The sequence below is a fragment of the Martinezella paranaensis genome, from assembly GCF_014200235.1.
In the GTDB taxonomy this organism is placed as follows: domain Bacteria; phylum Pseudomonadota; class Alphaproteobacteria; order Rhizobiales; family Rhizobiaceae; genus Rhizobium; species Rhizobium paranaense.
Genome location: NZ_JACHBI010000001.1, coordinates 485,920 through 505,110, shown reverse-complemented (window position 1 = coordinate 505,110; position 19,191 = coordinate 485,920). Strand labels below are relative to the sequence as shown.

At 60.2% G+C, this 19,191-nt stretch carries 12 protein-coding genes and 1 pseudogene; 10 read left to right on the top strand and 3 right to left on the bottom strand.

From position 1 onward, the window contains the following. Positions 1 to 27: 27 nt before the first annotated feature. A complete protein-coding gene (locus GGD50_RS02470; protein ID WP_245407438.1) occupies positions 28 to 561 on the bottom strand; it encodes a GNAT family N-acetyltransferase in 534 nt (177 codons plus the stop codon). After that, positions 561 to 2,225, bottom strand: a complete 1,665-nt coding sequence (locus GGD50_RS02465; RefSeq protein ID WP_107107519.1) for an electron transfer flavoprotein-ubiquinone oxidoreductase — start codon at positions 2,223 to 2,225, stop codon at positions 561 to 563. Before GGD50_RS02465 ends, GGD50_RS02470 begins: the two co-directional genes overlap by 1 nt. A 287-nt stretch (positions 2,226 to 2,512) precedes the next feature. Here GGD50_RS02465 and GGD50_RS02460 point away from each other — a divergent pair, with 287 nt between their 5' ends. The 6 genes from GGD50_RS02460 to GGD50_RS02435 all read left to right on the top strand — a co-directional run bounded on the left by GGD50_RS02460 (position 2,513) and on the right by GGD50_RS02435 (position 10,896). Further along, complete coding sequence (locus tag GGD50_RS02460) at positions 2,513 to 3,301, top strand: SDR family oxidoreductase (protein WP_107107518.1); 789 nt, start codon at positions 2,513 to 2,515, stop codon at positions 3,299 to 3,301. Between the two features lie 429 nt (positions 3,302 to 3,730). Then, positions 3,731 to 4,975, top strand: a complete 1,245-nt coding sequence (locus GGD50_RS02455; RefSeq protein WP_107107517.1) for an efflux RND transporter periplasmic adaptor subunit — start codon at positions 3,731 to 3,733, stop codon at positions 4,973 to 4,975. After that, a complete protein-coding gene (locus GGD50_RS02450; RefSeq protein WP_107107516.1) occupies positions 4,972 to 8,091 on the top strand; it encodes an efflux RND transporter permease subunit in 3,120 nt (1,039 codons plus the stop codon). Before GGD50_RS02455 ends, GGD50_RS02450 begins: the two co-directional genes overlap by 4 nt. A 238-nt stretch (positions 8,092 to 8,329) precedes the next feature. Further along, complete coding sequence (locus GGD50_RS02445) at positions 8,330 to 9,619, top strand: Hsp70 family protein (protein WP_107107515.1); 1,290 nt, start codon at positions 8,330 to 8,332, stop codon at positions 9,617 to 9,619. A gap of 55 nt (positions 9,620 to 9,674) precedes the next feature. Continuing rightward, positions 9,675 to 10,562 (top strand): uracil-DNA glycosylase, encoded by an 888-nt coding sequence (locus tag GGD50_RS02440; protein WP_107107514.1) that lies wholly within the window; start codon positions 9,675 to 9,677, stop codon positions 10,560 to 10,562. A 142-nt stretch (positions 10,563 to 10,704) separates the two neighbouring features. Then, a complete protein-coding gene (locus tag GGD50_RS02435) occupies positions 10,705 to 10,896 on the top strand; it encodes a hypothetical protein (RefSeq protein WP_107107513.1) in 192 nt (63 codons plus the stop codon). A 274-nt stretch (positions 10,897 to 11,170) separates the two neighbouring features. Here the strand turns inward: GGD50_RS02435 and GGD50_RS02430 are convergent, their stop codons facing one another. After that, on the bottom strand, positions 11,171 to 12,046 hold the full coding sequence (locus tag GGD50_RS02430; RefSeq protein ID WP_107107512.1) for a hypothetical protein: 876 nt from the start codon (positions 12,044 to 12,046) through the stop codon (positions 11,171 to 11,173). A 335-nt stretch (positions 12,047 to 12,381) separates the two neighbouring features. Between GGD50_RS02430 and GGD50_RS02425 the strand changes: the two genes are divergently transcribed. The 4 genes and pseudogenes from GGD50_RS02425 (at position 12,382) to GGD50_RS02415 (ending at position 19,190) form a co-directional block, all read left to right on the top strand. Next, on the top strand, positions 12,382 to 13,623 hold the full coding sequence (locus GGD50_RS02425) for an MFS transporter (RefSeq protein ID WP_107107511.1): 1,242 nt from the start codon (positions 12,382 to 12,384) through the stop codon (positions 13,621 to 13,623). Positions 13,624 to 13,675: 52 nt separating this feature from the next. Further along, positions 13,676 to 13,870: pseudogene (locus GGD50_RS33325) on the top strand (hypothetical protein); the annotation flags it as partial. Between the two features lie 125 nt (positions 13,871 to 13,995). Continuing rightward, the gene (gene pepN, locus GGD50_RS02420; RefSeq protein WP_107107510.1) at positions 13,996 to 16,644 is read left to right on the top strand and encodes an aminopeptidase N; all 2,649 of its coding nucleotides are present in this window, start codon (positions 13,996 to 13,998) and stop codon (positions 16,642 to 16,644) included. Positions 16,645 to 16,874: 230 nt separating this feature from the next. Next, the gene (locus GGD50_RS02415) at positions 16,875 to 19,190 is read left to right on the top strand and encodes a PAS domain-containing sensor histidine kinase (RefSeq protein ID WP_107107509.1); all 2,316 of its coding nucleotides are present in this window, start codon (positions 16,875 to 16,877) and stop codon (positions 19,188 to 19,190) included. Position 19,191 lies beyond the last annotated feature (1 nt).

The following is a 19,191-nucleotide window of genomic DNA, read 5'->3' as shown; positions in this document are numbered from 1 at the left end:
GCATAATTTGATGCCTGGCGGAAAATCTCAGAACCACAGCGCCATGGCGACCCGCCGATCGGGGTCCGCGCCATGGTCGATCTCGAATTTCAAGGTTTCAAGCAGTCCCGCCGGCATCTCGCCTTCATCCAGCACACGTAATCCAAGCGAGACGTAGAATGGCGCGTTGAACGGCACAAAACGGTCTGTCGTCAGTGTGACGCCTGATGCGCCCCGCTGCCGCGCCGTCTCGATCACGGTCTGCATCAAGCGCCGCCCGACACCCTTCTGCTGCCAGCGCCGCATGACATCGATCTCCAGGACATAGATCGCGCCATCGAGCTCGGAACTCGCGACGAAGGCAAAGGGGTGATCCAGATGATCGACCGCCACGAATAGCAGCCTTGCATCGAGCGACATCTCCAGCGTCTGACGCGGCACGGTCCTACCCTCGTCCTCCCTGCCTAGGGCACGGCCGAGGGTTGCGAAGGCATCGATCTCGATTTCCGCCAGGAAATCCAGGTCAGTGGAACGAGCAAGGCGAATAGTATAAGCGTCTCGCTCCATCTTCCCCGCGCTCATCACATGTTCGGATAAACTGGCCCCTCACCGCCCTGCGGCGGGACCCAGTTGATGTTCTGGTTCGGGTCCTTGATGTCGCAGGTCTTGCAGTGGACGCAGTTCTGGGCGTTGATGACGAAGGTATCCTGACCGTCCTTCTCCACCCATTCATAAACGCCGGCCGGACAGTAGCGGGTCGACGGACCAGCATAGATGTCGTGTTCCGACCGCTTCTGCAGGCCCATGTCCTTGACCTGCAGATGCACCGGCTGGTCTTCCTCATGATTGGTGTTCGACAGGAACACCGAGGACAGCCGGTCGAAGGTCAAAACGCCGTCCGGCTTCGAATAGGCGATCGGCTTGTGCTTGGCCGCCGGCTCCAGCGATTGAGCATCGGTCTTGCCGTGCTTCAGCGTGCCGAAGAAGGAGAAGCCGAACAGCGTGTTCGTCCACATATCGAGCCCGCCGAGCGCCACGCCGACCGCCGTGCCGAACTTCGACCACAGCGGCTTGACGTTGCGCACCTTCTTCAGGTCCTTGCCGATATCGCTGGCGCGCCATTCGTTTTCGATCTCGACCACTTCATCATTGGCGCGGCCGGCCGCGATCGCTGCGGCGATCTTGTCGGCCGCCAGCATGCCGGACAGCACCGCATTATGACTGCCCTTGATGCGCGGCACGTTGACGAAGCCGGCCGAGCAGCCGATCAGCGCGCCGCCAGGGAAGGAGAGCTTCGGCACCGACTGATAGCCGCCCTCGGTGATGGCACGGGCGCCATAGGAGATGCGCTTGCCACCTTCGAAGGTGCCGCGGATCGCCGGATGCGTCTTGAAGCGCTGGAACTCCTCGAAGGGATAAAGATAGGGGTTCTTGTAGTTGAGGTGGATGACGAAGCCGACGGCGACGAGATTGTCCTCGAGGTGATAGAGGAAGGAGCCACCACCGGTCTTCATGCCAAGCGGCCAGCCGAAGGAGTGCTGCACCAGACCCTGCTTATGGTTCTCCGGCTTCACCTGCCAGAGCTCCTTGATGCCGATGCCGAATTTCTGCGGCTCGCGGCCTTTCTGCAGGTCGAACTTGGCGATGAGCTGCTTGGCAAGCGAGCCGCGCACGCCTTCGCCGATCAGCACATATTTGCCCATGAGCGCCATGCCGCGCGTATAGTTCGGGCCAGGCTCGCCGTTCTTCTCGATGCCCATGTCGCCGGTGGCAACACCGATGACGGCGCCCTGGTCGTTATAAAGCACTTCGGTCGCGGCAAAGCCGGGATAGATCTCGACGCCCAGCCCCTCGGCCTTTTCGGCGAGCCAGCGACAGACATTGCCAAGCGATACGATATAGTTGCCGTGATTGTTCATCAGCGGCGGCATCAGCGCATTCGGCAGGCGCACCGAACCAGCAGGTCCGAGGAACAGGAAATGATCGTCCGTCACCTCGGTCTTGAAGGGATGGCCTTCCTCCTGACGCCAGCCGGGCAGCAGGCGGTCGATGCCGATCGGATCGACGACGGCGCCCGACAGGATATGCGCCCCGACTTCTGCGCCCTTTTCGAGCACGACGACGGTGAGATCGGGATTGACCTGCTTCAGGCGGATCGCCGCCGAAAGACCTGCTGGCCCCGCACCGACGATCACAACGTCGAATTCCATGCTCTCGCGTTCAGGCAGCTCGCTAGCGTCAGTCATTCACTCTGTCTCCGATTGGCCGGGCTCCCGTTGATTGGGTGCGGCCTTCTCCCCATTTTGGGCGTCTTCCCCGTTGGCTATCTCTTGTCAAAACGGGAGGGGATTGTCGAGCCGGGAAGCGACAGCCGATCCTCCAATTCGCACAACTGGCGTGAAAATTAAATTCACCTTACGTCAACGTCAATGCCTAGGCGTTGTCCGCTTGCTGTTTATCGGCTTCCAAAAAGCATTCGCGGCATTCTATAAAACTCATTGGAACAATCCGGACAGCATAAGGGGTGAACAAGATGGATCTCGGCATCAAGGGAAAGCGGGCGCTGGTTCTGGCTTCGTCCAAGGGGCTTGGCCATGGCATTGCCGTGGCGCTGGCACGCGAAGGGGCAAATGTCCTGCTCTGCGGCCGCAGCGGCGAGAGGCTGGAGAGCAATTGCAAGGCTATCAATGCGGAAGGGAAAGGTCGGGCGGATTGGATCTGGGCCGATCTCAATGATGAGATGTTCGTCGAAACCGTCAGCAAGGCGGTCACCGAAAAGCTCGGCGGCCTCGACATTCTCGTCAACAATACCGGCGGTCCGACGCCGGGAACTTCGGAAGATATGACCGCCGATAAGCTGGAAACCTATTTCCTGTCGATGGTGGCGCGGGTCATCACGCTGACCAACGCGCTGCTTCCGGCCATGAAGGCGCAGGGTTGGGGCCGTATCCTCACCGTTGCCTCCTCCGGCGTCATCGAACCGATCCCCAATCTGGCCCTTTCCAATACGCTGCGCCCTGCCCTTGCCGGCTGGAGCAAGACGTTGGCGGCGGAGGTGGCGGCACATGGCATTACCGTGAACATGCTGCTGCCGGGCAGCATTGCCACCGACCGGCTGGCCGACCTCGACAATGCGGCTGCCAAACGCAGCGGTAAACGCCTGGAGGAGATCGAAGCCGAGCGGCAACAGCGTATTCCCGCGGGTCGCTACGGCCGGGTCGAGGAATTCGCGGCGACGGCCGCCTTTCTTTGCAGCGAACCCGCAAGCTATGTCACCGGCTCGATGATCCGCTGCGATGGCGGCGCGGCGCGTTCTCTTTGAATACGCGCCCAACGAATGAGGCATTCGTCCCCAGAAAAGCGATCTTCTGAACACAATTACGTGAGAGACGAATTGGCTGGCGCCAAGCCCTAACCCTGCCGCTTCCGGGTAGGTGAAGGCAAAAGACCAGCATTTCTCCGCTTTTATTACATAGCGGCAATCAAAAAATAGTCATTTCGGCCATTTATTGCACTGCAAACGAAAGCATACCGGGAAAGCTTTCCAACTGTTAATTTTTCACCCTGTCGAACAGGTGGTAGGTTACTGCGAACTGGCGTTCATCCATTCACGTTATAGGGACAGAATACCGAACGTTAGCGGTAACGGCGATGTGATGGATTGCGGCGAAACGCGTCTTTTTCGCGCTGCAATAAATCCACCTCAAGGTCACCGCATTTCCTGCAACTCGCCTCGACCGGTTTTTTAAATATGAAGAAATTTTGGCTCTCTCTCGGCCTTCTCGTTGTCGCAGCTCTTGGAGTCTGGAGCTACCGCGACCGTATCCCCTTTATGTCCGCTTTAATCGACAGGGCATCCGCCAAGACCGAGGATAGCAGCAAGGCAGCAGATGCCGGCGGCCACGGCAAGCGTCAGACGGCGGCCCAAATGGTCAAGACCGTGGCGGTCACGAAAACGACGCTCGCCAACGACGTTACCGCCACCGGCTGGGCCGATGCGCAGGATACGACGACGATCGCCGCACAGGAATCCGGCATCATCACCTCGATAGCGGCTGAGGATGGCGCCATGGTCAAGGCCGGCGATCTGATCGCGAAGCTCGATCCGCGCACGGCTCAGGCCGCGGTCGACAAGGACCAGGCAACGCTTGCCAAGGATCAGGCGACGCTCACCGAAGCAGAAGCGGCACTGACGCGGGCCAAGACCCTGCTGAATGGAGCCGGCACGCAGCAGACGGTGGACCAGGCTGTCGCAGCGCGCGATACGGCTGTTGCGACGGTCAACGGCGACAAGGCACAGCTCGCGGCCGATCAGGTTCTGCTCGAGCACACCGAAATCCGCGCGCCCTATGATGGCCGTCTCGGCAATGTCGCCCTCAGCGTCGGCGCTTATGTGAGCCCCGGCACGGCAATCGTATCGATCGCCCAATACGATCCGATCTACGTCAAGTTCCATCTGCAGGAGAGCCACCTGCGCGAGTTGGAGGAGGCGATGAAGGCCGGGACTGTTCCCGTCAGCACCGTACCCCGGTCGGAACAAGGCAAGTCGCGCCAGGGCGCGATGAGTTTTTATGACAATCAGGTCGATGCGGCATCCGGCACGATCCTCGCCAAGGCGAAGTTCAACAATGCCAACGGCGCCCTCTGGCCCGGCCAGTCGGTCAACATCGTCGTACATTTCAACGACAACCAGCCTGTTCTCGTTGCGCCCACCGTTGCGGTCAGCCCCGGCCCGGACGGCTTCTTTGCCTTTGTCGTCAAGGACAACAAGGTGCATATGACACCGGTCACCGTTGCGCGTCAGAACGGTGGATACAGCGCGATCGCCAAGGGCCTTTCGGAAAGCGACCACGTCGTGACCGAAGGACAGGTGCAGTTGAACGACGGCCAGAGCGTCGTCGAGCAATTCAGCGATGCCACGCCGCAGAAAGTCGCCTCGGCTGACGATCAGTCGGGTCAGAAAACCGAAACGATCTCTGTCGGAGCGCAGCAATGATCCCCAGCTTCTGTATCAGGCGGCCAGTGGCGACGACGCTTTTGGCCTTGGGGGTCGTCATGGCAGGCTGGGCAGGCTATCGCCTTGTGCCCGTTGCGGCTCTGCCGCAGGTCGACTTTCCGACCATCAACGTCACCGCACAGTTGACCGGCGCCTCGCCGCAAACCATGGCAACATCAGTTTCGACGCCGCTGATCAAGCAGTTCGAGACCATCCCCGGCATCAGCGAAATCTCGTCGACGAACTCGCTCGGCAACACCAGCATCGTGCTGCAGTTCGACCTCAACCGCGATATCGACGCCGCGGCCGCCGACGTCCAGGCCGCAATCTCGCATGCAACGCGCCAGTTGCCCGACAACCTGACTGTGCCGCCAAGCTATCGCAAGACCAACCCGGCCGATGCGCCGGTCATGCTGCTTGCCGTGCAGAGCGATACGATGCCGCGCAGCAAGCTCGACGAAATCGCCGAAGACATCATCTCGCCGTCGCTGTCGACGCTTCCGGGCGTGGCGGAAGTGACGGTGTTCGGCGCCCAGACATATGCAGTACGCGTCGAAGTCGATCCGGCCAAACTGCAGGACCGCAGCATCGGCATCGATACTGTCAACAATGCGCTGGTCAACGCCAACAGCCAGGTTCCGGTGGGCACTCTGCAGAACAATTCGCAGAGCATGACCATCAACTCGAATACGCAGCGTACCAATGCCGCGGAGTTCCGTTCGCTTGTTATCGCCAACCCGAACGGCGCGCCGATTCACCTCAGCGATGTCGCAGACGTTCAGGACAGCGTGGAAAATACCAATGCCGGTTCCTGGTATGACGGCAAGCGAGCGATCATTCTTGCCATCCAGCGCCAGCCGGATGCCAATACGGTCGATGTGGTCGACGCCATAAACGCCAAATTGCCGCAGCTACACGCGGAAATACCGGCCTCGGTGAAAACAACAGTCATGAACGATTCAGCGCAGCCGATCCGCGACGCGATTTCGGACGTTAAATTCACGCTGCTGCTGACGATCGGCCTCGTCGTGCTGGTGATCTATCTCTTCACCGGTCATGTCACGGCAACGATCATCCCTGGCCTTGCCGTGCCGCTATCGCTAATCGCGACCTTCGGCATGATGTATATTCTCGGATATAGCATCGACAATATCTCGCTGCTCGGATTGACCCTCGCGGTCGGTCTCGTGGTGGACGACGCCATCGTCATGCTGGAGAACATATTGCGCCATGTCGAAGAGGGCATGCCCGTGCTTCAGGCGGCGCTCAAAGGGTCGGCGGAAGTCAGCTATACGATCATATCGATGTCGATTTCGCTGATCGCCGTGTTCATTCCGATCCTGCTGATGGGCGGCGTCGTCGGCCGCATCTTCAACGAATTCGGCATGGTCGTCGCGATCGCCATTGTATCTTCCGCGATCGTGTCGCTCACCGTCACCCCGATGCTCAGCTCGCGCCTGTCGGCGGGCCATGGAGAGCCCCCTTATCCAGTGCGTCTCTTCAACGCAGGCTTCGATTGGACCCAGCGCGGCTATGACAAGGGCGTCGCCTGGTGCCTTCGCCATCGCGGAACGGTGTTGCTGAGCTTCTTCGGCTCGGTCGCCCTCTCGGCGTATCTCTTCAATGTACTACCGGCAAGCTTCTTCCCGACGGAAGACATTGGCCGCCTGACGATCTCGACGCAGGCGCGGCAGGATATTTCCTATCCGGCAATGCAGGATCTGCAGAACCAGGCCGCCGCAATCGTAAAACAGAACTCTGCCGTCGCTCACGTCATGTCGATCGTCGGCGGCAATGTGCGCCAGCCGCTGAACAACGGCACGATGTATGTCGAGTTGAAGGCAAAGGATCAGCGTGAGCCGCTTGACAACACCCTGCGGGAGTTGCGCGCTGGTATCAGCAAGATTGCCGGCCTGAAGGCCTATATCACGCCGCAGCAAAGCCTGCGCTTCGGCGGCCGTCAGACCGCCAGCCAGTATCAGCTCGTCATTCAGGCGCTGAGCGCCGACCAGACCAATCTCTGGGCCAACAAGATCCAGGATGAGATGCGCCGCGACCCGCGCTTCACGGACGTTGCCTCGGACGAGCAAAACAACGCGCTGCAGGCCAATATCGTCGTCGATACCGAAAAGGCCGCGGCCTACGGCATCAACAACAATCAGCTACGCACATCACTGGAAGAAGGCTTCGGCGGTTATGCCGCCGCTCAGATCCAGTCCACCGGCGACAGCTACGACGTCATCGTCGAATACGATACTAGCAAGCCTTGGGATGACCAGAAGCTGCAGGAAATCCAGATTGCCTCGTCAAGTGGCACCCTGGTGCCGCTGTCGAACTTCGCCCATGTCGAACGCACGACCGGCCCGGTCACCATCAACCAGACCGGCCAGCTCGTTTCGACCACGGTGTCCTTCAACCTGCCGGCCGGCGAAGCGCTCGGCGACGCCACCGCGCAGATCGACCAGATTAAGAAGGACATCAACATGCCGGCGGACGTCTTCACGTCCTATGGCGGCACCGCCCAGATCTTCCAGCAGTCGCAAGGCAGCACGCCTTACCTGATCCTTGCCGCTGTCCTGACGATCTATGTGGTCCTCGGCGTTCTCTATGAGAGCTTCATCCATCCGCTGACCATCCTCTCCGGCCTGCCGGCCGCCGCTCTCGGCGCGCTGCTAGCCCTGAAGGTCTTCGGCTTCGACCTGTCGATTATCGCGCTCATCGGTTTGCTGATGCTAATCGGTATCGTGAAGAAAAACGCGATCATGATGATCGACGTGGCGCTGGAAACGCTTCGATCGAGCGCTGGCATATCGCCTGCGGAAGCGATCCATGAAGCCTGCGTGCGCCGCTTCCGTCCGATCATGATGACGACCTTCTGCGCCCTGCTCGGCGCGCTGCCGATCGCCATCGGTGGTGGCGCCAGTTCGGAGTTGCGCCAGCCGCTTGGCATTGCCGTCGTCGGCGGTCTTGTCGTCTCGCAAATCCTGACGCTGTTCATCACGCCGGTGATCTTCCTTGAGATGAACCGCCTGAACGACTTCGTCGGCCGTCTCGGCAAGCGCAAGGACAAGCACCAGCACGAAGAAGAAAGGCCGACCGCCATCGCGGCCGAATGACATCAGACGGGCGCCACGAGGCGCCCGTTTCAGTTTGGCATGATCCGGAACCCGAAACTGCGCAGCCAAAGCTGAGAGCGTTTTTCGGACAAGATCATCGCAAAACAAATGCGCGCTCCGTCTTGCACTTGCAGTCCAGCCATGCCATGACGCGCCCTCTTTACGAAAGGGCGCGTCTCGCGTTCCATAAGGGGCGTTGCCCCATTCCAAAAAATTTTCAGCAGAAGGGAGTGCGGGCATGGCTCGGGCGCTTGGTTTCGACTTCGGCACAACGAACACGGTTTTGGCGATGGCCGATGGCCCGGCGACGCAATCGGTCGCCTTCACCAGCGTCGCCGGCACCGCTGACAGCATGCGTACGGCCCTGTCCTTCATGAAGGATCCGGGACTAGGTGCCGCGGCACTGAAGGTCGAGGCAGGGCATGCCGCCATCCGCCAATTCATCGACAATCCCGGCGATTGCCGCTTTCTGCAATCGATCAAGACCTTTGCGGCAAGTGCGCTTTTCCAGGGCACGCTGATCTTTGCGAAGCGCCACAGCTTCGAGGATCTGATGGAGATCTTCGTGCGCCGGCTGCGCGCTTACGCCGGCGAAGGCTGGCCGGCGGATGTTGGCCGCATCGTCGCGGGCCGGCCGGTGCACTTTGCCGGCGCCAACCCGGACGCGTCCCTCGCCACGGCCCGCTATAACGAGGCGCTGTCTCGCTTCGGCTTTCCGGAAATCCATTATGTCTACGAACCGGTGGCGGCCGCCTTCTACTTCGCCCAGCACCTGAAAGCGGATGCGACCGTGCTGGTGGCCGATTTCGGCGGCGGTACCACGGACTATTCACTGATCCGCTTCGAGACCCATGGTGGAAAGCTGACGGCGACCCCGATCGGCCATTCCGGCGTCGGCATTGCCGGCGATCACTTCGACTTCCGGATGATCGACAACATCGTTTCGCCAGCCATCGGCAAGGGCAGCCTCTTCAAGAGCTTCGACAAGCTGCTGGAAGTACCCACCTCCTACTACGCCAATTTCGGCCGCTGGAACCAGCTATCGATCTTCAAGACCTCGCGCGAATATGCCGATCTGAAGACGCTGGTGCGCAGCTGCCTGGAGCCGGAAAAGCTCGAGACCTTTATCGAGCTCGTTGAACACGACGAAGGCTATCCGCTCTATCAGGCGGTGTCGGCGACGAAGATGGCGCTTTCGGCCAACGAGGAAGCTGAATTCAACTTCCCGCCGCTTGGCAAGGCCGGCCGCAAAACCGTGCGCCGCAGCGATTTCGAAAGCTGGATCGCCGACGATCTCGCCCGCATCGAAGGTGCGCTGGACGACGTTCTGGCGACCACCAACACAGCGCCGGAGGCCATCGACAAGGTGTTCCTCACCGGCGGCACCTCTTTCGTGCCCGCCGTGCGCCGCATCTTCACCGAACGCTTCGGTCAGGAACGGATCGAAACCGGCGGCGAGTTGCTGTCGATCGCCCACGGCCTCGCCTTGATCGGCGAGCGCGACGACATCAGCCAGTGGACGGCGTGAGGGTGGGGAACACCCTGCCCTTTCGTTCTTCCGCTGCTTTGGCTAGAGTTCGCCAATGATCTCCGCCAACGACCTCACTCCGGCCGAACTTGCCGCCCTTCTGCATTTTCATGCGGATGCAGGCGTCGAATGGCTGCTCGAAGAGGAGGCCGTTGACCGTTTTGCCGAATTCGAAGCGATGAAGGCAGCTCGCCAAGGCGCCCGGCCGGTTCAGCCGCGCGTCGAGGCACCCCCGCTCGCCACACGGCCTGCTACGCAGCCGGAACGTCGTCAGGCCATACAGCCGGCCGCCCCGCCGATATCGGCGCGAAGCGCGCCGGCCATCCCTGACGAACAAGCTGTCGAACAGGCCCGATTCGCCGCCGAAAGCGCCCGGTCGCTTAGCGAACTCAAGACGGCACTGGAGGCCTTCAACGGCTGCAACCTGAAAAACAGCGCACGCTCGACCATCTTCGCCAGCGGCAGCGCCGAGGGCCGTATGATGGTGATCGGCCCGATGCCCAGCGCCGACGACGACCGCGAAGGCCTACCCTTTGCCGGACGAACCGGACAATTGCTCGACAAGATGCTGGGCGCCATCGGCCTGCAGCGTGACGGAATCCTGCTCACCAATGTCATTCCGTGGCGCCCGCCGGGGAACCGTGCGCCGTCGGCGCCGGAAGTCGAGATCTGCCGCCCCTTCATCGAACGGCAGATCGCGCTGGCGGAGCCGAAAGCCCTGCTGCTGCTCGGCAATTTCACCGCTCGGCACTTCTTCGAAAGCAACGAAACGATTCACGGCCTGCGCGGGCAATGGCGGGACGTCACGATCGCCGGCCGAACGATACCAGCGATTGCCAGCCTCCACCCTCAGGAATTGCTGACGGCTCCAATCAACAAGCGATTGGCCTGGAATGATCTTTTGACCTTCAAAAATCGCATCACTGCCGAAGTTTCAGGCTAATTTTTCATCAGTGTTAACGGAAGATGAAACTTGCCATGCGTTATTTGCATGGCAGTGTTCCAGCCTTGTGCATTGCAGAATCAATGCTGCATTGCAATATATGCGATGTGTCTTGGGAGGAAATTTGAAAGGAACCAAGGCCATGACTGCTCGTTTCCGTCCTATCCATAGCGGGTTTGATACCCTGCGCCGCGTCATCGTACCTGTGCGCGCCACCAACGGCCATCGCAGCCTCGGCATTGCCGCTAATGAGCAAATGACTGCTCGCGGCACCGGCCTCTCTGCTCGCGTTGCTCGCCCGACCGCTATATTTGCCGACTTTCGTGAGTACTGATACCGTGTCTCTAGGCTTGCGCTCTTTTTTCACCCTTCTCGACTCCGTCGGGCATATCGGCTCCGCCGTGCGCGCAGCCGAGGAATTCGAGCGCTCGCGTGGCCTGCGCACGGCTGACAAAAGCGAAATCAGCCGCGCGCGTGCGGCGGCTGCCGGCATCCCCTTATAGGTTTGAAAAGGGTGGGATCGATGATCCCGCCCCTTTTTGTTTCGGATTTCATAAGAGATTTTCATGAAGAACAGCGCCGGGCCCAGCTCGGCGTTTTTATTTGGCTCACTGCTCTGAAACCGCACACGCGGCTGCCGATTGCGCCCATGCAAACGCTTCATCCACAGTAGCGAGTTTCTCGGCCTGCCAGCGGCAATATTCGTCAAGAAAGTCGCGGGACATCCAAAGGTGAGTCTTTTTCGATTCGTCGTACCAGCCCAAACTGCCACCATCGACGGCCTTGCGCAAAAGGCGCTGTAGATGGGTGCGCGACATCATGAACTGTGCGGCGATTGCCCGTGTATCGATGCGGCCAAGATTGACGCGTCCATCCACTTCGGTGCTCATATCCAGCCGAGAGACGAGATGGTCCATCACCAGTCCCCCGGCTTCCGTCCAGAGAAACAGGCCGACGCGCTCCGGCGGCTCCCGCCAGGCTGTCGTTTCCAGGCAGCGGCGCGCCATACGCGGCTGCGCCAGATCGATCAGCTCCGGATGAGTGGCCAATGTGGCGGCGCGGTTGCCGTCATCGAGCAGATCGAGTGCGGCGAGATTGGCAAGATACCAACTGATCATCGCGGTGTGACTGACTTCGGCCGGCCCATAGCGGCGCGGACGTTTGACAACGCCAGGGACAGGAACGAGGAAGCGATACGTCAGCAGTTCCTCGACATAGCTCAACACGGTGTTGCGGCTTGCGACGCGGTATTGAGTGATCACGTCGCGAAGCTTGACAACGGTGAGGCCCGAACCGGGAACGGCAGGATCATATTCGAGATGAAGCGCATAGGCCGTCTGGGTCAAGAGCCAGCGCTGATGCGAGGCCAACAGGCGTGCGATCCGCGGTCCGCTGTCGTAGCGATCCCGCAAAGCCTCCGCTAAAAAACGCAGGGAGGATACGAATTTGGGATGGCAAGCAAGTTGCTCGACGGAAAAGCTCAATCGGGCCTCCTTATGGCGCCCTTCTAAAAGACCGATCGGAAGGAATTGTTCTCATTTTTTTGAATAAATCTGCGGCTTCAGATCGCAGCTCCGACATCAGATAGCATGCTATAGTTATGTGAAAACACTGTTATCACAAGAAGTTAAACAAATAATTTAACTTTAAAACCATTCTTTCACCATCATCTTTTTTAGACTAACTTGCGAGGTGGGCCACAGATCAACCAACCGCGCCATATGCCGTCGCGATTGATCGCGCATCGTTGCTGGGTTAGAGCAAGATGCGCTTTCACGACGCGCATCTGCTTTAACCAATCGACCGGAATCCCGCTTCAATGCTGGCCAGCCTCGTCTCGATCGCCAGTCTGATGTTGTCAACGCTGTTGATGATGGTCGGCTATGGCTTGATGAACTTCGTCGTCCCGATCCGCTCCGTGGCGGAAGGCTGGTCGACTTTCACCATTTCGGTGATCGCGACTGGTTACACCTTCGGCTTCACCATATCCTGCATCGTCACGCCGCGCTTCGTGCAGCGGGTGGGACATGTGCGCGTCTTCGGCGCCCTGATCTCACTTCTCAGCATCGGCATTCTGCTGTGCGCATTGATGGTCGATTGGCGCGCCTGGCTGGTTTTCCGCTGCATCAGCGGCTTCGGCATCGCCGGCGCCTATCTTATCATCGAAAGCTGGTTGAACGAGCGGGTCACCAACGACAATCGCGCGACGATCTTCTCGGTCTATATGATCACCTGCCTAGTCGGCTCGATCGGTGGGCAATATCTGGTGCCGCTCGGCGATCCCAGCAATACCTCGCTTTTCATTCTCTGCGGCGTCATCTTCGCGCTCGCGATGCTGCCGACGGCGCTATCGACCGCCAAGTCGCCGACGCCGATTCATCAGGCCAAGTTCGACCTGCCGAAACTTTATCGGCTATCGCCGATCGCCTTCGTCGGTTCGCTGCTGTCGGGCGCTCTTTCCGGCACATGGAGCAGCCTTGGCGGCGTCTATACCCAGAATGTCGGCATGAACACGGCCGAGGGTGCGACGCTGCTTGCCTGCGTGCTCGCCGGCGGTGCAGTATCGCAAATGCCGATCGGTCGCATATCGGACCTGATGGACCGTCGCTACGTGATGATCGTCTGCGGCGTCGTCGGCGTCCTCGCCTGTGCCATCATGACCTTGTTCGACGTGCATGCGCAGTTGACGCTCTATATCGCCGGCTTCTTCATCGGCACCGTGCTCTATCCGATCTATGCGCTCAATGTCGCCCATGCCAACGACCGCGCAGCGCCGGATGAATATGTCACCATCTCCAGCGGCATCATGCTGCTTTATGGACTCGGCACGGTCTCCGGGCCGCTGGTCGGCGGCGCGATGATGGAAGTTGCCGGCCCATCCGGCCTTCTCTGGTTCCTGGCTCTCGCCTTTGCGCTCTATGCCGGCTATGCCGGCTGGCGCATCGCCATGCGCAAGCCGAACGAGGGACGCGTCGAAAAGACGGACTTCCAGTCCATATCTCTGCCCGTCCGTGGCAGCAGCGAATCGACGGTCCGCACGATGCAGTCGACGGCCGACTGATCGCCTCGGATCTGTCGGCCAGGAGCCGAACCAAGGACGATCGCATAACGCGGGTAGCTACTACGACAATAACGACACCATCGTCGCTTGTGCCAAGACGCTCGGTTGTGAAGACCATGATGGGCTTGGATGGTATGGTGTCGTCGCAGAGCAAACGGAAGCCGACGACGCGATCAAGGCGGCGTTCAACCTGAAATCAAACGTGGCCTTCCCGATCAAATACTTTGCTCGCCATCACGAATTGTAGCGGCGCCACGATATGACTTTAACTTTGGTTCAGATTTCGATGTAATGATGCGCGCGGATTTGCTTCCGGAGCGCTGCTTCGGATCAACGCCGCCCGCCGCAGTATAAGCCTGATCAGGATAGACCATGCGAACAGACACCGGCCAGATCGTCCATCTGGCAGACTATCGTCCCACCGACTTCGTTCTGGAACGCGTGGACCTTACCTTCGATCTGCATCCGACCGAGACCAAGGTCGAAGCGCGGCTGATCTTCCATCGCCGCGAAGGTACCGACCCCAAGGCACCGCTTGTGCTCGATGGCGACGATCTCAGCCTTTCCGGGCTGCTGCTCGATCAGGTCGACGTTCCGGCCGGGCAATTCGAGGCGACGGCGGAAAGCCTGACAGTTCGCGACTTGCCAGAGAGCACGCCCTTCGAGCTGACGATCACGACCATCATCAACCCCGAAGCCAACACGCAATTGATGGGGCTTTACCGCAGCGGCGGCATCTATTGCACCCAGTGCGAAGCCGAGGGCTTCCGCCGCATCACCTATTTCCCCGATCGCCCCGACGTCCTTGCTCCCTACACGGTCAACATCATCGCCGACAAAGCCGCCAATCCGCTGCTGTTGTCGAACGGCAATTTCCTTGGCGGTGCCGGCTATGGCGAAGGCAAGCATTTCGCCGCCTGGTTCGATCCGCATCCGAAGCCGAGCTATCTCTTCGCGCTCGTTGCCGGCGATCTCGGCGTGGTTGAGGACACGTTCGTCACGATGTCCGACCGTGAAGTGGCGCTGAAGATCTATGTCGAACACGGCAAGGAGCCACGCGCAGCCTATGCCATGGACGCGCTGAAGCGCTCGATGAAGTGGGATGAGGAGCGGTTCGGCCGCGAATACGATCTCGACATCTTCATGATCGTCGCCGTCTCCGATTTCAACATGGGGGCGATGGAGAACAAGGGCCTCAACGTCTTCAACGACAAATACGTGCTGGCTGATCCGGAAATCGCTACCGATGCCGACTATGCCAATATCGAGGCGATCATCGCGCATGAATATTTCCACAATTGGACCGGCAATCGCATTACCTGCCGCGACTGGTTCCAGCTCTGCCTCAAGGAAGGCTTGACGGTCTATCGCGACCACGAATTTTCCGCCGATCAGCGTTCGCGGCCGGTCAAGCGCATCGCCGAAGTCCGCCATCTGAAATCGGAGCAGTTTCCGGAAGACAGCGGGCCGCTTGCTCATCCGGTTCGCCCGACGAAATACCGCGAAATCAACAACTTCTATACGACGACGGTCTACGAGAAGGGCAGCGAAGTCACTCGCATGATCGCCACGCTCCTCGGCCGCGATCTGTTCAAGAAGGGCATGGATCTCTATTTCGACCGCCACGACGGCCAAGCTGTGACGATTGAGGACTTCATCAAATGTTTCGAGGATGCGAGCGGGCGCGACCTGACGCAGTTCTCGCTCTGGTATCATCAGGCTGGCACGCCGCTGGTGACCGCTTCGGGCACCTATGACGCGGCAGCCAAGACCTTCGCTCTTTCACTCGAGCAGATGGTCCCGGCCACTCCCGGCCAGGCGACCAAGGAGCCCATGCATATTCCGCTACGCACAGCGCTTTTCGCCGCGGACGGGGCATTGTTGACGCCGACATCGGTGACCGACGCGGAACTGACCGACGATGTCCTGCACCTGACTGCGCGGACGCAGACGGCCGTCTTCCACGGCATTCCTTCCCGGCCGGTGCTGTCGCTGAACCGCAGCTTCTCGACGCCGATCAATCTTCAGCTCAGCCAGAGCGCCAAGGACCTGGCGCTGATCGCTCGCTACGAAACCGACCATTTCGCCCGCTGGCAGGCGCTGATCGACCTTGGCCTGCCCAACCTGCTGCAGGCTGCCCGCGACGCGCGGCAGGGTAATCCGATCACTTGCGACGCAGCCTTCGTCGACGCGCTTTTGGCGGCTGCAAATGATGAGAGCCTGGAGCCCGCTTTCCGCGCCCAGGCGCTCGCCCTGCCGAGTGAGGCCGACATTGCCCGCGAACTCGGCGGCAATAATGATCCGGACGCAATCCACGCCGGCCGTCAGGCGATCCTCGCACTGGTTGCCGAAGCCGGGAGAAGCGTCTTCGCCGCCCTCTATGACAACATGCAGACATCGGACCCCTTCAGTCCGGATGCCGCCAGCGCCGGACGGAGAGCCTTGCGGAATGCCGCGCTCACCTATCTGTCGCAGTCGGACAACGCGCCGGCTCGCGCCAAAGCAGCCTTTGACGCGGCGAATAACATGACCGACCTCAGTGCTGCCCTGACGATCCTTGCCCACCGGTTTCCGGAGTCGGCGGAAGCCAAGGCAGCCCTCCAGGGCTTCCACGATCGCTTCGCAGAGAACGCGCTGGTCATCGACAAGTGGCTTGCCATTCAGGCGGCTATCCCTGGCGCCGCGACCTTGGAGCGCATCCAGGGCCTGATGGAAACGCCGCTTTTCAAGCGCACCAATCCGAACCGCATGCGCGCCCTCGTCGGCACCTTCGCCTTTGCCAATCCCACCGGCTTCGGTCGTGCGGATGGAGCCGGCTATCGCTTCCTCGCAGAGCAAATCCTCGACATCGACCAGCGCAACCCGCAGTTGGCTGCCCGCATCCTGACCTCCATGCGCTCCTGGCGCTTGCTGGAGCTAGTGCGCGCCGATCACGCCCGCTCCGCCTTGATGCAAATCGAACGCGCCGGCAGCCTTTCGACGGATGTTCGTGATATTGTGGACCGCATCCTCAAGGAATGAATTTTTGCTTGCTCTTGCGAGATCGAGGCGGGTGATTTGAGCCCGCCTTTTTCAGCCGGAACGAGTCCCTTGTAGCCGCGGCTTACCATTGCGAGTACAAAAAAGCACGAAATCGCATATGGTTAAGAAAGTTTTACCCTGCCCTCTGGACAAGGCGAATCACGAGTGATTCATTAGGGTAGATTCGGGCGAGCGGCGCTGCGAATCACACGAGGGACAAGGCTAGAGCGATGGTGGACGTGCGGCGGGCAACCGCGGCCGATGGACGGCTGCGTGTTAATTTCGACGGTCTGAAATCCTGGCATAGCGGCGTTACCGATCGAGCGGGCGTACGGGCGGAGACAGTTTCGCGCCGTTTTCCGCAGGCGGAACATATACTCAAGCGGGTGATCCCCGTCCTCATCGTCTCCTTTCTGATGGTCGTCGCCGCCTCGCATTTCTTCGGCATGATGATGGAGCATGGGCGGATGACCGCGGCCGCTCGCCAGGCGACGTCACTGTCCATCGCCGCGGCGTCCGCAGCCTTCTCCAACGATGCCAGCCTCTTCCAGTCCGGCGACCGAAACGGCGCTGAAAAGAAACTCGCGGCTTACCTTCCGCAGGACCGGCTCGACACCGGCGCATTCATCCTGCTGGTGCAGGCGAGCGGCCGTGTCTTCGGCTCGTCGGCCGCCGGCTCTCCCTATATCGGCCTGACGATCTCGGATTTCTTCCCCGAGGTTTCGACAATCAGAAGTTTTGGCGACCATGCTGGTGTGATCGAGACGATGATCGACGGCGCGCCCTTCTATGCGGCGATTTCTTTAATCGGAGACAAGGGCGATTTCGTCCTCTCGGCCGCCTCAATGGACCAGATCGACAAGCTCTGGCGCGATGAGCTGACGCTCAATGTCACGCTCTTTGCGGGCATTTCCTCCATCCTGCTCGTCATTCTCTACGCCTATTATACCCAGGTGAAACGGGCACGCGATGCCGATGAGATCTTCCTCGAATCCAATCTGCGCGTCGAAACCGCCCTGTCGCGCGGACGCTGCGGTCTCTGGGATTTCGATTTCGCCAGCCGCGAATTCTTCTGGTCGCGGTCGATGTACGACATGCTCGGCCTGCCGGCCGCCGATCGGCCGCTGTCCTTCGTCGATGCAGCCCGGATGATGCATCCGGATGACAACAGCCTGCATGTGCTGGCACGATCGGTCACCCGCGGCACCGCCGGCCAGGTCGATCAGATCCTGCGGATTCGTCACGCTAAGGGACACTATGTCTGGATGCGTGCCCGCGCCCAGGTCATCCGCACCAATTCCGGTCATGTCCACATGATCGGCATCGCCATGGACGTCACCGAACAGCATCGGCTGGCGCAGCGCTATGCCGAGGCCGACCAGCGTTTGGCCGATGCGATCGAATGCACTTCGGAAGCTTTCGTACTCTGGGACAAGAACGACCGCCTGGTCATGTGCAATGGCCACTTCCAGCAAGCTTACGGCCTGCCGGACAATGTGCTGGTGCCAGGCACCGAACGTGCCGTCGTCAACGCCGCCGCGGCCCGCCCGGTCATCGAGCGTCGCATTGTCGATCCCGGCCGCTCCAACCACTCGCAAACGACGGAAGTGCAGCTTGCCGACGAGCGCTGGCTGCAGATCAACGAACGCCGCACCCGTGACGGCGGCCTCGTTTCCGTCGGCACCGACATCACGCAGTTGAAGCGCAACCAGGAGCGTCTGCGCGAGTCCGAGCGCCGGTTGATGGCAACCATCAACGATCTTTCCGCCTCCCGGCAAACCCTCGAGCGGCAGAAGGCGGAGCTTTCGACCGCCAACACCAATTATCTCGCGGAAAAGGAACGCGCCGAAGCCGCCAACAAGGCCAAATCCGAATTCCTCGCCAACATGTCGCATGAGCTGCGCACGCCGCTCAACGCCATCCTCGGTTTCTCGGAAATCCTGCAGGATCAGATGTTCGGCCCGCTGGGCTCCGCGAAATACAATGAATATGCCAAGGATATCCACGACAGCGGCAAGCATCTGCTGAACGTCATCAATGACATTCTCGACATGTCGAAGATCGAGGCCGGCCACCTCAAGCTCTCCTGCGAGCGGATCGATCTTGCACCATTGATCGAGGAATGCCTGCGCTTTACCGCTATTCCGGCCGCCTACAAGAACATCCTCGTCGAACAGCGCATCTCCTCCGGCATCAAGCTGACGGCAGATCGCCGCGCCATGAAGCAGATTCTTCTCAACCTCCTCTCCAATGCCGTCAAGTTCACCAATGACGGCGGGCGCATCGCGGTGCGCACACGCAAGGTCGATGACGCGGTGACGCTGACGATCGCCGATACCGGCATCGGCATTCCAAAGTCGGCACTCGGCAAAATCGGTCAGCCGTTCGAGCAGGTGCAAAATCAATATGCCAAGAGCAAAGGGGGCTCGGGCCTCGGGCTTGCCATTTCACGGTCGCTGACGACCCTGCATCGCGGCCGCATGCGCATCCGCTCACGCGAGGGCATCGGCACCGTGATTGCCATTCGAATTCCTGATCGGAGCTGAG